Source organism: Acinetobacter sp. LUNF3 (assembly GCF_022699605.1).
GTDB lineage: Bacteria > Pseudomonadota > Gammaproteobacteria > Pseudomonadales > Moraxellaceae > Acinetobacter > Acinetobacter johnsonii.
The window spans coordinates 2,951,565-2,972,165 of the sequence record NZ_CP093968.1 but is presented as its reverse complement, the minus strand read 5'-3'; the positions used below and the strand labels follow the sequence as shown (position 1 = coordinate 2,972,165).

Sequence of the window (20,601 nt, the reverse complement as noted above, 5' to 3'; positions counted from 1 at the left end):
GTTTTGTTGCCTTGGGGAGGGAGTATGCAAAATAAACATAAAGGGTTCACCTTAATTGAGCTGATGGTGACGATTGCGATTATGGCAATTATCGCGATGATGGCCGCTCCTTCTTTCGGGGATATGTTACAGCGCCAAAATTTAAACAAAAGTACAAAAGAATTGGTTGCTACTTTAAATCAGGCAAGAGCAAAAGCTGCTTTAGAGCGCAGAGAAATTACAGTTGAATTATTGTCTACGGATGAAAATACTGACGATACGTTGAATTGGATGCCAGTCGGTAAGTCGAGTTTAAAGACTGGTCGGGCGACAGAAATAGTTTTTATGCCGACAGGGCTAGTGAAAGATCCAGCAGCAAATCAAATTATTGCCACAGATACGAGTTTTGAAATTTGTGATGCATCTTCTGATCCTAAATATTCCAGAATGGTCACGATATCTAAAATGGGGGCGATCCAGCAGATCGTTGAAGGGGATTGTTCATGATAACTATAAAAAAGCAAGCAGGTGTTGGGTTAATAGAAGTATTGGTTGCCTTACTTATTCTTGCAGTTGGTGTGCTTGGTTTTGTAGCGTTGCAATATCGAGCAATTGAGGCATCTAGTGAGGGGGCTAACCGTGTACAAGCAATTAATTTGGCACGTGATTTAGCTGAGAAAATTCGTGTTAATCGTGACCAGTTGGATGTGTATACTGCGGCTATTGCGGGAAATGCGACCAATATCACCAATCCGAATTGTTACACAGCATTTTGTACGCCAACACAAATGGCACGTTTTGATGCTGCACTTACAAATTTATCTGCTCAACGAGTGGGGATGACAGTCAATATGTTTGCTTGCCCAGAGGTGAGTAATGGGCGGAGATGCATTTATGTTGCATGGGGGGACACTGCGGCAACCAATGCGGATGGTTTAAATAACTGTACCACAGCGGGTGCTTACCGTAATGAATCAACTTGTGTAGTCATGGAGGCCTACTAATGAAAATACAAAAAGGCTTTACACTTATTGAACTCATGATTGCTCTAGCTCTTGGGCTGATTGTGGTTGCAGCAGCAGCAATGTTGTTTTTGACAGGGGTGAAAAGTAGTCAAGTACAACAAGGAATGGCGGATTTACAAGACAATGCAAATTTTGGGCTTAACTATATAACTCAGGATCTTAGATTAGCCAATCTGAATACTGTTGAAGCTGCGATGAATGATGCCTTACTTCATGGAGGTGTTGTTTTGAGTCAATCCAATCTGCCTACAGGAATTCGAACAAATGTGAATGCTACTTTACTAAGCCGAAGTAATGGTGATGCAGTGGGTAGCAATAATGCGTGGACTGGTGCATCGAATGTAACTCAAAACAGTGATCAACTTGTAATTCAGTATAAGCCTGCACAAATAGGTGGTTTTGATTGTGAAGGGCGTGAAATCACGACAGTAGATCGTATTGTTATTCAGCGTTATTTTTTGCGGGTAGATGCAAATGCGGGAGCTGGGGAGGGGAACCCTTTAGCTTTAGCATGTGATGCTGGTAACTATAGTGACACCAATCTTGCTCGCTATGGTGATGCTGGTGAAATCATTATGAAGCGCGTTGATCATTTTCGTGTATTGCTGAATGTGAGTAATGCTAATGGTAACCGTCGATATATCGGTATTCACGAATATATGGCATTGACAGGGACTAAACCGCGTATTTTAGGGGTGAGTTTAGGTGTGCTCGCACGCTCAGGCCAGTCTACGGGTCAAGATGTGTCGACAGCACAAAACAATGCTTTTGTCGTGTTAGATCAAAACGTAGCAATTGGAGCGAATGGGAACCCGCAAGGTTTTATTCGTCAGGTCGTGACTCAAGAGGTTGCAATACGTAATGCGTTAGGGGAGAGAGAGTGATGATTAGACAACAACATGGCTCGACACTCATCGTCGTATTAATTCTTTTATTGGCGATCACTATTATTGGTACATTGGCTATTCGTCAAAGTATGGTGTCATTAAATATTGCAACCAATAGCCAAGCTCAACAACTCATGATTCAAAACTCTGATGCTGCAACGTTTAACGTTGAAGACACAAATAATTTATTACGCAGTTTAGCAGCTGATGGCATGTTTGGCTTTATTAGAGGTCCTGAAAACAAAGGTAAAGAGTTAGTGTTTTGTTATAGAGGCAGCCGAGCTCAATTCTTTACTTTGTCGCAAGCGAGTATGGTCTATGTGAATGACAGTGGAAATATCGTGAATACGGATCAAGGAGTGAGTGGCTTCTGTCGAACAGGAGCGAATACTGCAAACTTTTTTACCAGCGAACGTAGAGCTGTCATGACTCAAGTATCTGTAAGTTTTACAAATTCGGTATCATCTACGCCATTCCAAGACTCAGTTCGTGGCACGGATGAAGAACTATCTAAAATTCAAAAAACAGATCGAGTAATTGTGAATACGACTTCACTGATGCCCACACTCGCTTCAGCAGATACAGATGATATTGATGACTGTTTAGATAGCCATATTAGTAATAGTTCGACGAATGGTGTAGCAAATTGTCTATCGGATTTAAATGTGCCTTTTACAACACATGTCACTGAATATACGTTAGGTCAGGCATTTCTTTAAGGGTGAATGAAATGAAAATTAGAAAGAAAGAACAACTTATAGCTCATCCTTTAAAGAAAGCATTGGCTATGAGCTTATCAGCTCTTATGACAGGATTTGTGTTTAGTGCAACTGCTTCATATGCGAGTGATATTGAGATTTATCAACAAGCACGCTCGGGAAATATCTCTTTGATGTTTGTTTTAGATATTTCGGGAAGTATGGATTATCATGATGCAAATAACATTGAATATACAAGTTGTAGTAGCAGTAACCGTAGAACCGAAAGCTTTAGTGAAAATGGGATATCGTATACAAAAGTAGGATGTAGACGAGAAAGTAGAACCTACTATTTTAAAAGAGTTCTAGTGTCTGGAAATTGGAGATATTTGTCTTGTGGGATAGATGGTTCTGTAAACATTTCAGACTGTACATTACAAACAACGAGAACATCGGCACCGTCTGGATACTCTACGCAAGATATTTCTGGAAATATATTTTATTACTCTAGTTCAGGTAATGCAGTTTTTTGGGATCGTTTAACTTTGGTTAAAGATGCAATGTATCAACTTTTATATGGTGCTAATGCCATTGGTAAAGATAAATTTCTTGGATTGACAACCTATTCAATTAATGGCGATGGTACTCGTGGACAAGTTCGTATTCCTGTTCAAAGGTTAGGTTTAGATACTGAAACAACCTTAGCTTCTGAAACACATCGTAAAAGCCTAATGACAGAAGTAGCGAATCTTGAGGCTAATGGCGGTACACCAACAGCGAATGCGTATGCAGAAGCTGCTGCGTATATGTTGGGTACATCTACTTCAAATCGTAATAGATATGCATATTATAATAGTTATTGGTATGAGTGTAGTGGGCTTACTGGTTCTACTTGTAATTATAATGGTAATCGTTATTCATCGGTTGCTCGAACTTATGGAGCACAATCGTGTAATTTAGTCGCAAGTAATGGTTCTTTTTCTGCAACATGTTATTATTCTGCGACTAATTCGGCATCTGGACAATATGCTGCGGGTAGTGGCGTATTAGCAACTGATTACTCAAAATATAAAATGCCAACCTCTTTATCTGCACAGTTAGAGCCAGATGCAGAGACTAAGCAGTGTAGTGGTCAAGGTATTTATGTACTAACCGATGGTGTGCCAAATGGGAATAATTCGGCACAGAGTTTAATGCAAACTGCGTTAGCTGGAAGTAGTGCGTTTACCTGTTCTGATTCAAGCGGTGGATGGGACTGTGTAGAAAAATTTAGTACGCGTATCTTGAATCAAACAACCAATGCTAACCCACGCGATTTAAAACTCAAAACAGCTGTTGTTGGATTTGGCTCAGCTTATAACTCAATCCCTTCTTATAATAAAAATTTATCTGAAGAAGAAAATATCGCATTACTAGGCACGGTGAATGATGATAATAACGAAAAACGTGCAGCACGTTGGGGTATTCGCGGTCAAGGTGGTTGGTATGCGGGGACAAGTTCTCAAGACGTTATTGATAGCGTAAACGATTTTATTAATAATTTGTCAACAGAAATTCCAGCTGTAACAACAGGAACATCAACGATCCCAAATGATCAATTAAATCCTGCTGCATTGCAAAATTATGCGTATTATCCACAGTTCCAACCAACCCCTGATAAGAGCTATCAATTATGGGCGGGTAACCTGAAGAAGTATAAAGTTACTAGTACAGGTACGTTGGTTGATAAAAACGATGATATTTTCGTCAATAGCCAAGGTAAAATTGGTGATAACTACGATTTATGGTCTGCCGATCCAGTTACGGGTGTAAATCAGGATGATGAATCCATTCTTGGTAGCAATAAAAATAGATTGGTTGGTGGTGTCAAATCACGGTTAAAACTACGTTCAAATACGAATGGTGCAATACAGCGCAAAATATTAACCGATAGACCTGCAACAGCAACAAATAATGAATATTTGGACGCAACTACATTAAGAGCGTTGGATTTAACTTTGGTTAATAGTACTGATCCAGCTAGAGGATATCTATTATCATTGCTTGGTTATCGTGTAAATGCCAAAGAACCTCAAACCATTACAAATACGTCGATTGCTCAAGCGGAGGAGTTGCGTCAGGTAGGTGCTGTAATGCATTCTTCACCATTGCTTCTTACAAATCAAGGGAAAGTGACATATGAAAATGGTGTCATAGGTTCTGAAGAGCGAGATGACTATATTTTATTTGGAACCACGCAAGGTGTTTTGCATATAGTTGATGCAGATACTGGAGAAGAAAAATTCGCATTTTTACCGAATAGTATGGTGGAAAACCAAAAGGATGCATTGTTAAACTTTGATACCACGATTGGTGGAATGGATAAGTTGTATTATGGGGTTGATGGGCCTTGGACTTCTTACACTGAATATGTCAATGCGGCAGATGATATGTTAACTGTTGGGGCGGGTTTAAATAGTCGATCAGGTAAACAGATTGTTTATGGTGGTTTACGTATGGGGGGACGTAATTATTATGCGTTGGACTTAGCTGATATCAATAATCCAAAACTTAAATTTACTATAACCCCGCCTGCATTAAGTCAGTGTTCGAGTGCTAATCCACTTGCGTGTATGGGGCAAAGTTGGTCTAAGCCTACATTGACTTGGATTAATTGGAAAGGAACCAAAAAACTCGTCATGCTAGTAGGTGGAGGTTATGATGCTGAAGGGTTACCAACATCCATTACTAGTATGCCAGAGACGACAGCGGCAGAGCGTGCAGCGAAACAAGCAAAAATCAAATATTACCGTGGTTATGAATATAATGACTATGCTCAAACCAATAAGATTGGTTCTGGTGTGTATATGTTTGATGCGCTTGATGGTAGTTTATTGTGGTGGGCGAGTGCGAATGCAACAGTGCATACATCACCAACAACAGCAAACCCTGGCCCGACTTATGCTCCAACGACTGGTATAGCCAGTTCTTATGATGTGGACATGAAATATAGTGTGGTGAGTCAGATTAAAGCTGTAGATCGAGACTCTGATGGATTAACTGATCACTTATACTTTGGTGACTTAGGTGGTCAAGTTTGGCGTATCGATTTAAATAATAAAGCTGGTACCAACACAGCATTATTTGCCAAACAGCCTACAAGAGTTCTTAATTTAAACAATGGCATATATAGTCCACGTTTCTACGAAATGCCTAGTTTCTCCACATATTCAGAAGGTGGAACAATTTTTGGTGTTGTATCAATTGGTAGTGGAAACCGAAGTCAACCTCTCGCGGAATATAGTACAAGTACCAATTATAAACACGATGGTGTTTTTAACTTATATGATAAAGACGTAGCCAGAAGTGATTTATTTAATTTGACGAGTTCGAATGCATATGTTGTTACAGCAACAGGGACAGCTCCTAATAAATTAAATACATTAGGTGTAACGTTGTTGAATGAGAGTAGTAATGTTGGAAACACTCTTATTAATCAACTCGTTGCACTTGATAATACCAATAGATTTGCTATTACCTCTTATAGAGCGCCTTATGACTTAACTCAGGGTTGGTACTACTTATTTAAGTCCACTTTAGTACAGAGTGAGAAGGTGATGTCTACACCATTGGTTATCAATAATGACATGTTTGTAACCACTTTTGATGGAAGTCGAAATGGAATGTCTGGAGATTGTGGAGCTGGTGTAAAGGGTGAAAGCTTCATGACTTTATTCTGTATGCCGTATGGGCAATGTAATGGTGGAACATCTACTTCTTATAGGCTAAGTATGGGAGCAGGTATCGTCGGTGGTGCTGTTGGTGCAGGTGATGGTAGTGGGATGCAACGACTTATTGTTGCAAACGTAGATACATCAGGGGTTACGGGCAATGCTATTTTAGATAAACGTTACAATACTGGGAATAAACTGATTCCTCAGCGTTGGTACGATCGACGTTAATTTAAGGAGGAACTATGAAAAAAATAATAAAGTCCTCTGGATTTACATTGATTGAACTAATGGTTGTTGTAGTAATTGTTGCGATTTTCGCAGCAATTGCTATACCGTCATACCAAGAGTATGTACGACGCGCGGCAGCCAGTCAGGCACAACAAGAGATACAGCGATTAGCTACTTTGTTAGATCGGCATAAAGCGCGTAATTTTAGTTATCGAGGATTTACGACTACAAGTGCAGTATTACCTGTGGGAGCAACTGGCTCTGCGATTAAATATACATTGACGATCAGAGATGGAAATGATCCAGATTTAGAGTTAACAGATGATGATGCTGCAGGTCGGAATTGGGCAATTCAAGCTGTGAGTTCGGACGATAAAAATTATACGATGCTACTTACAAGTACAGGGATGCGTTGTAAGAATAAAACTACAGCAAATGTTGATTTTGAGAGTTGTGGCAGTACCGCGAATGGTAGTGAGGAGTGGTAAATGAATAAAGGATTTACGCTTATTGAACTCATGATTGTGGTTGCAATTATTGGTATCTTGGCTGCTATCGCATATCCTTCCTATCAAGAGCATGTACGAAAAACAAAGCGTGTAGAAGCTCAGGCTGAACTGGTTGCCCTAGCTAACCAAATTCAGCGTTATAAAGTATCCAACTTTAGGTTTTTATTGGCGAATGGTAACCCGATCACATTGGAAACATTAGGTTATACACTTAATGCAAACGATAATCTTGAAATTCCTCAAGATAGTGATCCATTGTATGAAGTATCTTTAACAGATGTTGCAGCAAATACATGGACATTAACAGCCACTCCCATTGATGGAACCATTCAGGAAAATGATGGGGTTAGTATTGTGAATCACCGCGGGGAAAAATGCTGGACTAAAGGTGCATCGACTTGTGCCCTAAGTGACACATCCAACTGGGACGGCAGATAAAATCCAAATTCAAAACTGTGGATAAACAAATTTTAATCTTTCTTTCACAGCAAAGATAACGTAAAATATTGCCCTCTATGAAAGGGGTTTGAAATGTTCCGGTGGTCGGGGCAGGGATAATCCGTAAAAACTATAAGGTTGTATCATGGTAGTTATTCGTCTTGCACGCGGTGGTGCTAAAAAACGTCCGTTCTATCAAGTTATTGTAACTGATAGCCGTAATGCACGTGACGGTCGTTTCATCGAACGTATTGGTTTCTTCAACCCAACAGCTCAAGGTAAAGCAGAAAAACTTCGTTTAGATGCTGACCGTTTTGCACACTGGGTTGCTCAAGGTGCTCAACCATCTGAACGTGTTGCTTCTTTAGCTGCTCAAGCTAAGAAAGCTGCAGCTACTGCATAATTTTTGCTAATTAAGTAGTAGGTAGCCCATGACACCAACACAGAATGTTCCCGAAGATCGTATTCAGATTGGACAGTTACGTTCAGCATATGGATTAAATGGGTGGCTCTGGATCTATTCCAATACAGAACCGATGAGCAACATCTTTGACTATCTGCCTTGGTACATTGAAACCAAAGCAGGTTGGCAAACCATAGATGTAAAACGTTGGAAACCGCATGGTAAAGGCTTAGTTGTTTCGCTCAAAGGCGTCATTGATCGCACTGCAGCAGATAACTTAGTTGGCGCAAATGTCTGGATTTCAAAAGCGCAACTTCCTAAAGCAGGAATGGATGAGTTTTACTGGTCAGATTTGAAAGGCTTAACAGTGTTAGGTTTGGATGATGAAGAACAAGAAGTAAATCTCGGAAAAATCCATGAAATGTTTGAGACAGGCGCCAATGATGTGATGGTGGTTCACGCAACACCAGACAGCGTTGATGCTGAAGAGCGTATGATTCCATGGCATAAAGATGTGGTGCAACGCGTTGATCTCGAAGCTGGTCGTATCTACGTTAATTGGGGCGTAGATTACTAATTATTTTTGGAAATACGGGAGTCTGCGATGTTTTTTGCAGTCATTACGCTTTTTCCTGAAATGTTTGAAGCGATTACAGCCTACGGTATTAGCGGGCGTGCAGCAAAAAGTGATTTAGTACAAGTGACTTGTATTAATCCTCGTGATTATGCTGAGGGCAACTACAAGCGAGTGGATGAACGTCCATTTGGTGGTGGTCCTGGTATGGTGATGATGGCTGAGCCTCTGGCAAAAGCAATTCAACATGCCAAAGCGCTTGCCATGCAAGCAGGTGCAGTTCATGTTCCTGTGGTGTATATGTCACCGCAAGGAAAAACCTTAAATGAGCCTGCAGTACAACAGTTTGTCGAATATGATGGATTGATTGTGTTGTGTGGTCGTTATGAAGGAGTCGATGAACGTTTGATCCAAAAATATGTTGATCAGGAATGGTCCATAGGGGATTACGTTTTATCGGGTGGTGAGCTTCCTGCGATGGTTTTATTAGACAGTATTATTCGGAGACTCCCGGGTGCAATGTCTGATGAACAGTCTCATGTGCAAGACTCATTTGTGGATGGTCTTTTGGACTGCCCACAATATACCAAGCCAGACCATTTTGAAGGTTTGGATGTCCCTGAAGTCTTAAAGTCGGGACATCATGCCAATATTGAGAAATGGCGGTTTTTGCAGCGTTATCAACGAACACAACAACGCCGACCTGAGTTGGTGGACAATGTGGAGTTGACGAAGCAGCAAAAGAAATGGCTAACAGATTTGAATACTTAATTCAGAGTATTCTTTTAATAGGCTCTTTGTGCATTGAAGTGGTCAAGCATAAAGAGAAAGATAATCGGGTCTATGCGATTTAGCCTCTATACCCAGCGGATATCAGACCTCTTCTGACCCGCACATATTGGAGATACCCCATGAGCGGTAAGCATCCTTTAGTACAAGCTGTTGAAAATGCACAGCTTAAACAAGACATCCCAGCTTTTGCACCAGGCGATACAGTTATCGTTCAGGTTAAAGTAAAAGAGGGTGACCGTGAGCGTCTTCAGGCATTTGAAGGTGTTGTAATCGCGAAGAAAAACCGTGGCTTGAACTCTGCGTTCACAGTACGTAAAATTTCTAGCGGTGTTGGTGTTGAGCGTGTTTTCCAAACTCACTCTCCAATCGTTGCTAAAATCGAAGTGAAACGTCGTGGTGACGTTCGTCGTGCTAAACTTTACTACCTACGTGAATTGTCTGGTAAAGCTGCACGTATTCGCGAAAAGTTACCAGCTCGTAAAGTTAAAGCTTAATTTTAAGTTTTACACGAGTAAAAAAATGCGCCCAATGGCGCATTTTTTATGCCTAAATTTTAGAGTCCTTGAAGCTTTAATCGGTTGGCGTGTTGTCGGTAAACATCAACAGGGTCTGGAGCAAAAATAGAACGTAGTCCAAAGAACTGGTTAATCACATCTAAATGATTCCAATTATAGTTATCGCGCACGGTCTTGCCATATTTGGCACTACAACGTGAGACTAAGCCATCATTATCATTTGGCGCTTGCATGAGTAAGCCTGTCGCACCCAATAATGAGTCTGGATCAAGAATATTGGTTAATGTTGAGTTGCCAGAGAAAGAGTAAAAATAAACCCCATTCTCTTTCGCTAAGCCTTCACCACAGCTTGTTTTTGGCATACCCAGTGGATATTTCTGTGCAAAAGCTTTAGAACCAGCTTGACTTAAACTTTTACCAGCACCGAGTGCATCATGTGGAAGTGAGTTCGGATCTTGCTGTTGTGCCCAAACAATAGCCTTGGACCCAAAGTTGATTAAGCCTACCAGCGGTTGTTCTAGCGGCGTACCTTGTGCGGAAATAATCAAATCCGCCACAGGAGAGCCTTTTAAAGGACTAGAAATGGCTGTTGCAGACGCGATTTTATTGGGCATCACATTTGAGACATAGGCAATACTATGTCCGCCGTGACTATGACCAAGCAAATTGACTTTGGGTGCTCCTGTAATCGCTAAGATTTCATCAACTTGTTGCAGCAGTTGTTCACCACGCACTTCAGATGTGTTGAATGGAGAAACGCGTGTTGCCCATGCGTTTGCACCGTTACGGGCTAAATCTGGCAAGATTTGATACCAATAATCCACTCCGAGTTCATCGGTTCCTGCTCGAATCCAGCCCCCCATACCATGTGCAAAAACCAAAGGGTATTTGGTCTTTGCATAATTAGAGGCAACGTAGTTTGATTTAATTTGTGAAGCGGCTGCTTGCGTTTGTGTAGCAGCAAGTGCGCAGGTCGACAGCAGTCCAGCTATCAATAATCCATATTTCATTGATCATCCTCATTTTTTATTTTTTATGACGACAATTTAAGTTGTCAAAATGAGTATAAAGGTGAGAGAGGAGGAGCGTGGAGAAATCCGATTAAATGAAATACAGTTTGTAACTGGATAATTCTAGGAGACATCCCTCCGAAACGTTAAAGATTCGAAGGGAAAAATAGAACTAGAGTCCTTGAAGTTTTAAGCGATTGGCATGTTGGCGATAGACATCAACAGGGTCTGCGCTAAATAGTCCACGTAGCCCCATAACTTGATTGACCTCATCTAGATGGTTCCAGTCATAGTTATCACGGATGACTTTACCGAAGTGTGTACTACAGCGTGCCACTAAACCATCATTGTCTAAATGGCCATAGGCCAAAGGCCCCAACAGTGAGATCGCACTGTCTGCAACATCGAGAATGTTCGTGACTTGAGACGTGCCAGTCCACGAATAGTAATACACGCCATTGCTGGATGTTGCACCGCTCTTGTTACAGTCTGAAGCCAGTGCTGTTGTTGGATATTTCTGATTAAAAACATGGGAACCTTGCTCGCTAATTGAGGTGAGTGATGCTGTTAAATTACTTTTTAAGGCAGGGTTACTTTGCCCATAAGCAAGCATAGGACCAATAATATGATCCGCCGCTAGACTGAGCAGTTGTGTTCCACCTTGATTGGCAAGAAGCTGGTCTGCCACTTTAGAACCTCTAAATGTTGCTCCCACACCTGTCAGTGAGGCCACATATTGCGGTTTAACTGCTTCTACATAGCGAATGGTTGGTCCGCCATGGCTATGTCCAATCAAATTAACTTTGGGCTTATTTGTTAGGGCGATGACCTCTTCAACTTGTTGTAGTAACTGCTCACCCCGTACTTCAGTTGATTCTAAAGGGGAAATTTGTGCTGCAAAGGTGGTTGCGCCATTTCGAGCCAAGTCGGGTAAAATTTGATACCAGTAATCTAGTCCAAATTCGGCAACCCCCACTCGGCTGAACCCAAACATGCCATGGGTAAATAGCAATGGATATTTAGTTTGAGCATAATTACTTTTTACGCTTGCAGTCACCGTCTGTAATCCAGCTGTGGCTGTGGTTGCGCTGAGTCCAAGGCTGGTAACCAGACCTACGAGTGACATTGTTTGTATCATTCTTTTCGTTATAAACATTTTTTTCATCCTGAAAAAGTCAAACACGGTATAGCTTTAATCTGCGAACGGAGGTTTTCCTCCTGTGTCATGCGTGGTTTCAAAGGCTCCTAGTCGAAGTTGTTCTTGTGAATTATTAAACTGTTGATCACGTAGTTTTTGAATGGCTTGCTGCTGTGCGTCTTGACTCATGTTGCTGTTGAGAATGCTGTCGCGTTGTTCTAAGTAAGTATTGACCCGAGATTTCCAATTGTTTCGATCTTGGTCGAGTTTTTCTAGGCGTACGGTCGCTTCGGCACCGACAAGATTCTGGCGCATTTGGCGAATTTCTTCTGCAGAACCGCCGCGCGTCTTAATATCTGAGGTCAGTTTACGCAGATCTTCGAGTTTGGAGAGTTGTTCTAGATTTTCTTTCCAATCTTCGGGCAGTTGAGCAAACAGTTCTTTCAGTTTCTGCGCTTTTTGTACTTCAGTTAAGGATTGATCTGCCATGATGCTCATGCGGTCTAAGGTATATTCATGGTAGGTATTTTCAGCGCCAAAGAGGCCATCAACTTCATAGTCGGAAAAGAACTGGCTACGTAGGCTTTTCATCGAAGCAAAAATTTTACGATAGTACTCAGGGTCTTCTTTATTTAGGCTTGGCTCCTTCAGACTACCCAATTGCACACGATAATCTAAATAACGAGTCCAAAGATCTAAAATTTGCTTAAGCGCAGGTTCTTGATAACCTTGCTGGATATAGGCTTTAAAATCTTGCTTGATCTGGTCAATATTTTTTTCACCATATTGGGTAATGAAATATTCAAAACAATTACGAGTCTGTTCATTAACAACTAAGCGATTACTTTGGTCGAGCACCAGTTGGCAGTTGATTTCGGTGTCCTGTTGGCTGTTACTGACAAAAGGCAGCCCCGATGCATGTAGCAAGTCTGACGCTGTGGGTAATAAGCCTGTCGTATTTTGAGCGCTAGAGCTAATCGGCCCTTGGTTTGAGCCAACAGTTGCATTGGGTGCAAGCCAAATGAGAAAACCAAGAATGACAACGATGATCACGGCGAAAATGAGCCATAATTTCTTTTTTTGCATATCCTATGCCTAACATCCCTATTGTATTTTTTATTTGGTTCATATGACTGAACTCGATTTATTCTGAAACAAAAGGGCAAATAAACAACAGAAAAGTTGTAAAACTAGACAAGCGGTTGATAGTATTGCGGCAGCTTTAAGACGTGTCTATGTTATGAAATCATCTGCTTCAAAAATCCAGCGCCGTGCCGTGAATGGTGTATTTTTATTGAATAAGCCATTGGGGATCAGTTCAAATGCGGCATTGCAAAAAGTGCGTTGGTTATACCGTGCGCAAAAGGCGGGGCATACAGGAGCGCTTGATCCATTGGCATCAGGATTGCTGCCGATTTGTTTGGGCGAAGCGACCAAGTTTTCGCACTTTTTGTTGGACTCGGTGAAGCGCTATCAAACCACCATTCAGCTGGGGCACAGTACCACCACAGGTGATGTAGAAGGCGAGCAGTTGTTAGAGCAGGCTGTACCTGAGTTAACCGAAGAGTTGATTGAAGCCGTTTTGGCTCAGTTTGTGGGTGATATTCAGCAAGTGCCACCGATGTATTCCGCTTTGAAGAAAGATGGTCGTCCTTTATATGAGTTGGCCCGTAAAGGGATTGAAATTGAGCGTGAAGCACGTCCGGTTACCATCTATGCGATTGAGCTGCTTTCATTCACAGCAGACAGTATCACCCTTGATATTACCTGCTCCAAAGGCACATATATTCGTGTTTTAGGCGAAGATATTGCGAAGGCATTGGGTACTTATGGTCATTTGACTTATTTACACCGCATTAAAACGGGTCATTTTGATCTGATTCCAAGTTATACCATTGAGTATTTGGAAAGTTTGTCTGAACAAGAGCGCGAAGCACTGTTGTTACCTGTATATGCACCTGTAGATCATTTTCCTAAAGTACAAGTTCCAGAAGGGCGTAGTGAATACTTTAGTCGCGGTATGGAAAGTAATATTGAGCATACAGCGGAAGCACAGGTCTTGGTTTTCGATGGGGAAAAATGCTTAGGCTTGGCTGAAATTACCGATAAGAAAAGATTGGTTCCAAAGCGGGTTTTAAATCTATAATCGAAATATATCACTCGGTAAAAAAGGATAAGGCGTGGACATTAACATTATTATCAGTCTGATCTTTTTTGCCTTTTGTGCAGGCGCAATTGACGCTGCCGTCGGTGGTGGTGGGCTGATCCAAATTCCCGCTTTGATGAATGCATTTCCGTCGATGGCACCTGCCACTTTATTTGGCACCAACAAATTAGCGGCAGTGGTGGGTACAGCCACTTCAGCCGTTTCCTTTGCCCGCAAAGTTCGCTTTGAATGGAAACTTTTGGCTGTGGTCGCAGTGTGTGCCACCATCAGTTCATTTGGGGGCGCGGCCAGTGTGGCCATGATTCCAAAAGAAGTCCTCCAACCCTTTGTTTTGGTCATGTTGATTGTGATGGCGGTCTATACCCTCATGAAGAAGCAATTTGGGCAAGTGCATATGGCGCAAACTGTGACGCCTAAAATTTTGCTGTTGGCGGGAATCGGAAGTTTAGCCATTGGCTTTTATGATGGTTTGTTTGGCCCAGGCACGGGCAGTTTCTTTATTTTCTATTTTATTCGCTATTTACGCGTTGATTTTTTGCATGCGGCGGCATTGGCTAAAATTGGCAATGTGATGACTAATCTTGCAGCGCTAAGCTTTTTCATTCCCTCGGGGCATGTGCTCTTTGCTGTAGGAGGCATGATGGCCGTCGCAAATATGATCGGGTCTATTTGTGGGGTAAAAATGGCGCTGAAATATGGCAGCGGCTTTATTCGTATTTTATTTCTTATTTTGGTGACAATTCTGATCGTAAGATTGAGTTATCAAATGTTTTTGATGTAATGGTGAGATAGCTTTAAAACTTCATTACAAAAAACGCGTAGTCTGTGACCTCATTTCTCGTTTATTGCATTTAATATAAATACAGCGCACTTAATGCTGTGCCAAGAAGCTTTTCAATAAAAATGATGTTTTAAGCTGAACGGAACTGGAGCATAGAATGAATATATTTGAAGCCTTAAGAGAAAGTCACGTTATACAACGAAATTTGGCTGAACGACTACTCCAAACTTCAGGGGATACGCCTGAGCGCCGTGAGCTATTTGAACGGCTTAAAAATGAATTATTTGCCCATGCTGTGGCAGAAGATCGTTATTTTTATATCCCTTTAATGATGACTGATTCGGGCCTTAACATTACCCGCCATGCTTTGGCAGAGCACCATAAAATGGATGAGTTATTGGAGCAACTGACGGAGACGGAATTCTCCAATCCGGGTTGGCTGGCAATTGCAAAAAAATTATCGGAAACCGTACATCATCACTTACAAGAAGAAGAGCATGGTTTCTTTCAGCAAGCAGGAAAAATTTTACTCGATGCTCAAAAGACTGCGCTCGCCAAGCAGTATCAGCAGGAATACAAAAAGTACAAAAAAATTGAAAAAGACAGTTTAGTTTAAGTCCATTTTCAACCAAAGATGGCGAGTGCCATCTTTTGTGATTTAAAGCGGGTCATCACTTTGCGGTTTGGCTCTAAAGGTAACACCAACAGAGGCAATCATAATGCAAACCAGCGCCAACGTTTGCCACATGCTAATTTGCTCTTTTAGTAGTAACCAACCTGCCAAGGCTGCTAAAGCCGGCGACAAACTTGAAAGCGTCCCATAGCTGAGTTTACTTAAACGTTTCAAAGCCATGAGGTCTAGAGCATAAGGAATGGTTGTGGCGAGTAGTGCAATCAATAAGGCTTTGGGCCAGTATTCCGTTTGCATCAGGGCTGTTGGATTATGTGTGGCACTAATGGGCAGAAGCACCAAGGCTGAGATCACAATAGCAATACTGAGAGCATGCATGCCAATATTTTGACGGACGACTTTTTGCCCAAAATAGATATACAGTGCCCAGCACGCACCCGCTGAAACCGAAAATGCAGCTCCTAAGAAAGAGAAGTTGGTTGCATTGGCTTGATGCCACGGCACCATCAGTGCAATGCCTAAAATCGCTAATCCGACCCAAATATAATCACGACGTTGTTTGATCGAGAGTAGCGCTAGAGTTAAAGGGCCTAAAAACTCTAAACCTACGGCAATACCTTGCGGCAGTTTACCCAGCGAAGTGTAGAATAAAATATTCATGAGGCATAAGGCTGCTGTATAACTGAGTAAATCTTTCCACTTTAAATGCGGTAGGCGTTTAATGATGCTCCATGAACGGAACATTAGCACAATTAAAATTGCGGCAAAGCACAGTCTAAGGGTCACCACGGTGAGGGGATCCAGCACGGCAATCAACTGCTTGGCAAAAGAAGCACTGATTTGATAGGACAGCATGGACAAGACCATGAACATCACTGCCATCAGTTGAGAATTAGGCATCATGCACACATCAGGTCATGGCGACCTGTTATTTTAAGAAGGTGGATTAGTATAACGATTCAGCACCCAAGTTGGATGCTGAATAAGCTGATTTTTTGAAATGCAACGACATGAATTTAAAAGTAATTGATAGAGCCATTGGATTTAAAAGCTAAATTCAAACATTGAATCACATGGTTTAAACTACAGTTTTTCGGTTTTTCTGGGCTGTATAGGTACAACCAATAGACGCCATGATAATCACGCTAAGCGCAAGCCACTGTGACCACAATAGTTGCTCGCCTAGAAAGACAAAACCGGATAGTGCTGCGATAGCAGGTTCAAGACTCATGAGCGTCCCAAAACTTAAAGCGGTTAAATTGCGTAGCGCAATCATTTCCAAGCTAAAAGGCAGAGCGCTGGCCAAAACTGCCAAAGCTACGAAATAGATCAGGTTTGAGGGTTCAAACACATTTGTGGGTAAACCACTGAATAGGGCAAGTGGCATTAATATAAGCATGCCGACAAACATACCTAAGCACACGGTATGATTGCCCGAAACACCCGATGGGCGCTGTCCCGCCACGATATACAAGGCCCAACATGCACCTGCACCTAGTGCAAATGCGATCCCAAGAGGGTCTAAAGGTTGAGCTGCTTGGTCGAAAGGAAACAGTAAAACCAAGCCTAAAATAGCCAGCCCGACCCAAACAAAGTCAAAGCGTTGTTTGGCATAAAACAGAGCAACACTGAGCGGGCCAATAAACTCAAACGACACTGCAATGCCGAGTGGCAGGCGAGCAATGGATAAATAAAACAATAGGTTCATGCCTGCCAAAGCAAAACCATAGCTGAGAATGGCTTTATATTTGACTTGCTTAAAATCAACCTGCCAAATTTTAAACAACACGGCCAAAATGATTGATCCCAACAGCAAGCGCATGGCGGAAACGGTTAAAATGGGAAATTGATCGAACAGCACTTTGGCCAGTGAACCACTACTTTGCAAGCTGAGCATTGCAATCAGCAATAAAAAGGTCGCTTGGAGGTGGGGAGTACTTTTTAGATTTGGCATTATTAGAATACTAGATAGGGAAGTGAATACTTGCGAAAAGTAGCGGAGAATGTGCTTGGGTCGCACATAAAATTTTAACAAGTATTCAAAAATAAAAAAACCACAGCTTAGCAGCTGTGGTTTTTAAATAGAGTCGAATTAGAACAATACGCGAACGCGGATTGTGCCTTCAACGTCTTGTAGGGTATCTAAAGCTTCTTGAGATGCTGTTGCGTCTACATCCATCACCAAGTAACCAACATCACCTTTGGTCATTAAAGACTGACCAGAAATGTTGATGCCGTGTTCAGCAAACAAGTTGTTGATTTTTGACAACACGCCTGGCACGTTTTTGTGGATGTGAAGTAAACGGTGTTTGCCTTCGGTCAACGGTAACGCGATTTCTGGGAAGTTCACCGCAGATAAAGTCATGCCTTTATCTGAATAAGAAACGAATTTCTCAGCCACTTCTAAACCAATGTTTGCTTGTGCTTCCATGGTCGAACCACCCACGTGAGGAGTTAAGATCACGTTTGGAATGTTACGTAGTGGAGAAATGAATTCTTCACCATTGGCTTTTGGTTCTTTCGGGAACACGTCAACCGCAGCACCAGCAACATGACCTGATTTCAAGGCATCTGCTAAGTCTTCAATCACGACACATGTACCACGTGCAGCATTGATGAAGATTGCACCTTCTTTCATTTGTGCAAATTTTTCTTTGGTCATGAAGTTACGTGTAGACGGAACATCAGGTACATGCAAAGAAACAACATCAGCATTGGCTAAAAGTTCGTTTAAGCTACCGACTTGACGTGCATTACCTAATGGTAGTTTCGTCACTGTGTCGAAGTAGATCACTTTCATACCCAAGCTTTCAGCAAGGACAGAAAGTTGTGAACCGATTGAACCGTAACCGACAATCCCTAAAGTTTTGCCACGAGTTTCGAACGAACCAACAGCTGATTTGTTCCAACCGCCTGCATGCGTATCTGTCGATTTTTCAGGTACACGGCGAAGAAGAAGGATAGCTTCAGCAAGTACAAGTTCAGCCACTGAACGTGTATTTGAGTATGGTGCGTTAAATACTGGAATACCACGAACCATCGCAGCATTTAAGTTCACTTGGTTGGTACCAATACAGAAACAACCAACAGCGATTAATTTATTCGCTGCTTCAAACACTTCTTCAGTGAGTTGTGTACGGGAACGAATACCAATGAAATGTGCATCTTTAATCGCTTCTTTCAACGCTTCACCTTCAAGCGCAGTTTTACGATAATCGATGTTGGTGTATCCGGCAGCATTTAGTGTGTCGATTGCGTTTTGGTGAACGCCTTCTAACAACAAGAAACGAATTTTATCTTTAGGAAGTGAAAGATGTTGGCTCATTACGGCTCCGCTACAAAGGCCAAATTTAGTGGCGATATAATAGCACGTACCGCGCCAGATATACATTTCCTTTATGCGGACTCTGCTGGGTATTTTTAGCCTCTATTGTGCGTAAAAAAAGTCTTTTTGGTCTAATTAAATTAATCATTTCAAAGGTATCCTGAATAAAACAGCTTTTTCTGCGGGAAACAGAAAAAATGCCTTATAATATGACTCCGTGAAAATAAGCCAGTTGCACACTGCTGCTTAAATCCTCACGAACTGCCTGAGCCTTAGGGCATGGAAAGACTGAAATGAAGCACTTTTCATGCAGAGAACCCTAGTGCCACAAACAACTTGTTTACTTCTTGCAAGGTCTGAAAACGATGAATGCTCCAGTCGCTTTAACCCCAGAGTTATTGACCCAATTGACAGCAATTTTGGGTGAAAACCGCATTAAAACCGATGCGGATAGCCTTGAAAATTGGGGACGCGATCATACCAAACATTTTGATCCAAACCCGTCAGTCATCGTTTTTCCATCGAGCACGGAACAAGTGCAAGCGGTTGTGAAACTTGCAAATGAGTTCAATGTTGCCATTACACCATCAGGTGGTCGTACTGGCTTATCTGCGGGTGCAGTCGCTGCCAACGGTGAAATTGTGGTGAGCATGGACAAGATGAACCAAATCTTGGAATTCTTCCCAGCAGACCGTATGGTTCGCGTCCAAGCAGGCGTGGTGACTGAACAGCTGCAAAACTATGCTGAAGAGCAAGGCATGTATTACCCAGTCGATTTTGCTTCTGCGGGTTCGAGTCAAATTGGTGGAAACATTGGCACCAATGCCGGCGGCATTAAAGTCATTAAATACGGCATGACGCGTAACTGGGTACTCGGTTTAACTGTAGTCACGGGTAAAGGTGATGTGCTGCGTTTGAACAAAGGCATGATCAAAAACGCAACCGGTTATGCACTGCAACATTTATTCATTGGTGGTGAAGGGACACTGGGCTTGGTGACTGAAGCTGAAATCAAGCTGGAACGCCAACCGCACGACCTTCAAGTAATGGTATTAGGCGTGCCTGACTTTGATGCGGTGATGCCTGTACTGCATGCTTTCCAAGCAAAAATTGACCTGACTGCATTTGAGTTTTTTGGTGAACTGGCAATGCAAAAAGTGTTGGCACATGGTCATGTACAACGTCCATTTGAAACCGAATGTCCATTCTATGTATTGTTAGAATTTGAAGCGCCATTTGAGCCAATTATGGACAAGGCGATGGAAATTTTTGAGCACTGCATGGAACAAGGTTGGGTACTGGATGGCGTGTTGAGCCAAAGCCTCGATCAAGTGGAAAGTTTATGGCGTTTACGTGAAGACATTTCTGAGTCGATTGCTCCATTTACACCATACAAAAACGACATTTCAGTGTTGATTACGCATGTACCTGCATTTATTAAAGAAATTGATGCGATTGTGGCAAGCAACTACCCAGACTTTGAAATCTGCTGGTTCGGTCATATTGGTGATGGTAATTTACACTTAAATATTTTAAAACCGGCTGATTTAAGCAAAGACGAATTCTTTGCCAAATGTCAGGTGGTGAATAAATATGTCTTCGAAACTGTAAAAAAATACGACGGTTCAATTTCTGCGGAGCACGGTGTAGGTATGACCAAAAAGCCATACCTTGACTACACGCGTTCGGCGGAAGAGATTGAATATATGAAGGCATTGAAGCAAGTTTTCGATCCAAACGGAATTATGAACCCAGGTAAATTATTCGACCTTTAAGTTCGAATTGAGT

21 protein-coding genes are annotated in these 20,601 nt (G+C 41.9%); 15 read left to right on the top strand and 6 right to left on the bottom strand.

What is annotated here, in order from left to right; genetic code table 11:
- The first annotated feature begins 24 nt into the window (after nucleotides 1-24).
- The 11 genes from MN200_RS14550 to rplS all read left to right on the top strand — a co-directional run bounded on the left by MN200_RS14550 (nucleotide 25) and on the right by rplS (nucleotide 9,740).
- A complete protein-coding gene (locus tag MN200_RS14550) occupies nucleotides 25-486 on the top strand; it encodes a GspH/FimT family pseudopilin (RefSeq protein WP_242759737.1) in 462 nt (153 codons plus the stop codon).
- Nucleotides 483-983 (top strand): type IV pilus modification protein PilV, encoded by a 501-nt coding sequence (gene pilV / locus MN200_RS14545; protein ID WP_242759735.1) that lies wholly within the window; start codon nucleotides 483-485, stop codon nucleotides 981-983. The genes MN200_RS14550 and pilV overlap by 4 nt, the downstream gene beginning before the upstream one ends.
- On the top strand, nucleotides 983-1,888 hold the full coding sequence (locus tag MN200_RS14540) for a prepilin-type N-terminal cleavage/methylation domain-containing protein (RefSeq protein WP_242759733.1): 906 nt from the start codon (nucleotides 983-985) through the stop codon (nucleotides 1,886-1,888). Before pilV ends, MN200_RS14540 begins: the two co-directional genes overlap by 1 nt.
- Nucleotides 1,888-2,610: a hypothetical protein gene (locus tag MN200_RS14535; RefSeq protein WP_058870397.1), complete on the top strand. Its 723-nt coding sequence runs from the start codon at nucleotides 1,888-1,890 to the stop codon at nucleotides 2,608-2,610. The genes MN200_RS14540 and MN200_RS14535 overlap by 1 nt, the downstream gene beginning before the upstream one ends.
- Before the next feature lie 11 nt (nucleotides 2,611-2,621).
- Entirely contained in the window at nucleotides 2,622-6,530 is a 3,909-nt protein-coding gene (locus MN200_RS14530) for a PilC/PilY family type IV pilus protein (protein ID WP_242759730.1), read from the top strand.
- A 14-nt stretch (nucleotides 6,531-6,544) separates the two neighbouring features.
- A complete protein-coding gene (locus MN200_RS14525) occupies nucleotides 6,545-7,018 on the top strand; it encodes a type IV pilin protein (protein WP_278189330.1) in 474 nt (157 codons plus the stop codon).
- Nucleotides 7,019-7,477 carry a type IV pilin protein gene (locus tag MN200_RS14520; RefSeq protein ID WP_242759729.1) on the top strand — a complete coding sequence of 153 codons (459 nt, stop codon included), beginning with the start codon at nucleotides 7,019-7,021 and terminating at the stop codon, nucleotides 7,475-7,477.
- Nucleotides 7,478-7,622: 145 nt separating this feature from the next.
- On the top strand, nucleotides 7,623-7,880 hold the full coding sequence (rpsP, locus tag MN200_RS14515) for a 30S ribosomal protein S16 (RefSeq protein ID WP_004718284.1): 258 nt from the start codon (nucleotides 7,623-7,625) through the stop codon (nucleotides 7,878-7,880).
- A gap of 28 nt (nucleotides 7,881-7,908) precedes the next feature.
- Nucleotides 7,909-8,457: a ribosome maturation factor RimM gene (gene rimM / locus MN200_RS14510; RefSeq protein WP_004978035.1), complete on the top strand. Its 549-nt coding sequence runs from the start codon at nucleotides 7,909-7,911 to the stop codon at nucleotides 8,455-8,457.
- Between the two features lie 27 nt (nucleotides 8,458-8,484).
- Nucleotides 8,485-9,225 carry a tRNA (guanosine(37)-N1)-methyltransferase TrmD gene (trmD, locus tag MN200_RS14505; RefSeq protein WP_242759728.1) on the top strand — a complete coding sequence of 247 codons (741 nt, stop codon included), beginning with the start codon at nucleotides 8,485-8,487 and terminating at the stop codon, nucleotides 9,223-9,225.
- 140 nt (nucleotides 9,226-9,365) lie between these two features.
- Nucleotides 9,366-9,740: a 50S ribosomal protein L19 gene (rplS, locus tag MN200_RS14500; protein ID WP_004691454.1), complete on the top strand. Its 375-nt coding sequence runs from the start codon at nucleotides 9,366-9,368 to the stop codon at nucleotides 9,738-9,740.
- Between the two features lie 59 nt (nucleotides 9,741-9,799).
- Here rplS and MN200_RS14495 read toward each other — a convergent pair whose 3' ends face one another.
- From MN200_RS14495 to MN200_RS14485, 3 genes are all read right to left on the bottom strand, one after another.
- On the bottom strand, nucleotides 9,800-10,771 hold the full coding sequence (locus tag MN200_RS14495) for a triacylglycerol lipase (RefSeq protein ID WP_058870393.1): 972 nt from the start codon (nucleotides 10,769-10,771) through the stop codon (nucleotides 9,800-9,802).
- A 172-nt stretch (nucleotides 10,772-10,943) separates the two neighbouring features.
- Nucleotides 10,944-11,897, bottom strand: coding sequence for a triacylglycerol lipase (locus MN200_RS14490; RefSeq protein WP_227509235.1), 954 nt, complete (start codon nucleotides 11,895-11,897; stop codon nucleotides 10,944-10,946).
- 66 nt (nucleotides 11,898-11,963) lie between these two features.
- A complete protein-coding gene (locus tag MN200_RS14485) occupies nucleotides 11,964-12,995 on the bottom strand; it encodes a lipase secretion chaperone (protein WP_058870392.1) in 1,032 nt (343 codons plus the stop codon).
- Nucleotides 12,996-13,149: 154 nt separating this feature from the next.
- On the opposite strand from MN200_RS14485, the gene truB reads away from it, so the two are divergent.
- The 3 genes from truB to MN200_RS14470 all read left to right on the top strand — a co-directional run bounded on the left by truB (nucleotide 13,150) and on the right by MN200_RS14470 (nucleotide 15,473).
- A complete protein-coding gene (gene truB, locus MN200_RS14480; protein WP_058870391.1) occupies nucleotides 13,150-14,055 on the top strand; it encodes a tRNA pseudouridine(55) synthase TruB in 906 nt (301 codons plus the stop codon).
- Nucleotides 14,056-14,089: 34 nt separating this feature from the next.
- Nucleotides 14,090-14,857, top strand: a complete 768-nt coding sequence (locus tag MN200_RS14475) for a TSUP family transporter (RefSeq protein WP_058870390.1) — start codon at nucleotides 14,090-14,092, stop codon at nucleotides 14,855-14,857.
- 157 nt (nucleotides 14,858-15,014) lie between these two features.
- Nucleotides 15,015-15,473: a hemerythrin domain-containing protein gene (locus MN200_RS14470; RefSeq protein ID WP_004978028.1), complete on the top strand. Its 459-nt coding sequence runs from the start codon at nucleotides 15,015-15,017 to the stop codon at nucleotides 15,471-15,473.
- A 42-nt stretch (nucleotides 15,474-15,515) separates the two neighbouring features.
- Here the strand turns inward: MN200_RS14470 and MN200_RS14465 are convergent, their stop codons facing one another.
- The 3 genes from MN200_RS14465 to serA form a co-directional block, all read right to left on the bottom strand.
- Nucleotides 15,516-16,388: an EamA family transporter gene (locus MN200_RS14465; RefSeq protein WP_242760551.1), complete on the bottom strand. Its 873-nt coding sequence runs from the start codon at nucleotides 16,386-16,388 to the stop codon at nucleotides 15,516-15,518.
- A 178-nt stretch (nucleotides 16,389-16,566) separates the two neighbouring features.
- Entirely contained in the window at nucleotides 16,567-17,442 is an 876-nt protein-coding gene (locus tag MN200_RS14460) for an EamA family transporter (RefSeq protein ID WP_242759727.1), read from the bottom strand.
- 138 nt (nucleotides 17,443-17,580) lie between these two features.
- Nucleotides 17,581-18,813 (bottom strand): phosphoglycerate dehydrogenase, encoded by a 1,233-nt coding sequence (gene serA / locus MN200_RS14455; protein ID WP_004691438.1) that lies wholly within the window; start codon nucleotides 18,811-18,813, stop codon nucleotides 17,581-17,583.
- Nucleotides 18,814-19,178: 365 nt separating this feature from the next.
- Here serA and MN200_RS14450 point away from each other — a divergent pair, with 365 nt between their 5' ends.
- Nucleotides 19,179-20,588 carry an FAD-binding oxidoreductase gene (locus tag MN200_RS14450; RefSeq protein WP_058870387.1) on the top strand — a complete coding sequence of 470 codons (1,410 nt, stop codon included), beginning with the start codon at nucleotides 19,179-19,181 and terminating at the stop codon, nucleotides 20,586-20,588.
- Nucleotides 20,589-20,601 lie beyond the last annotated feature (13 nt).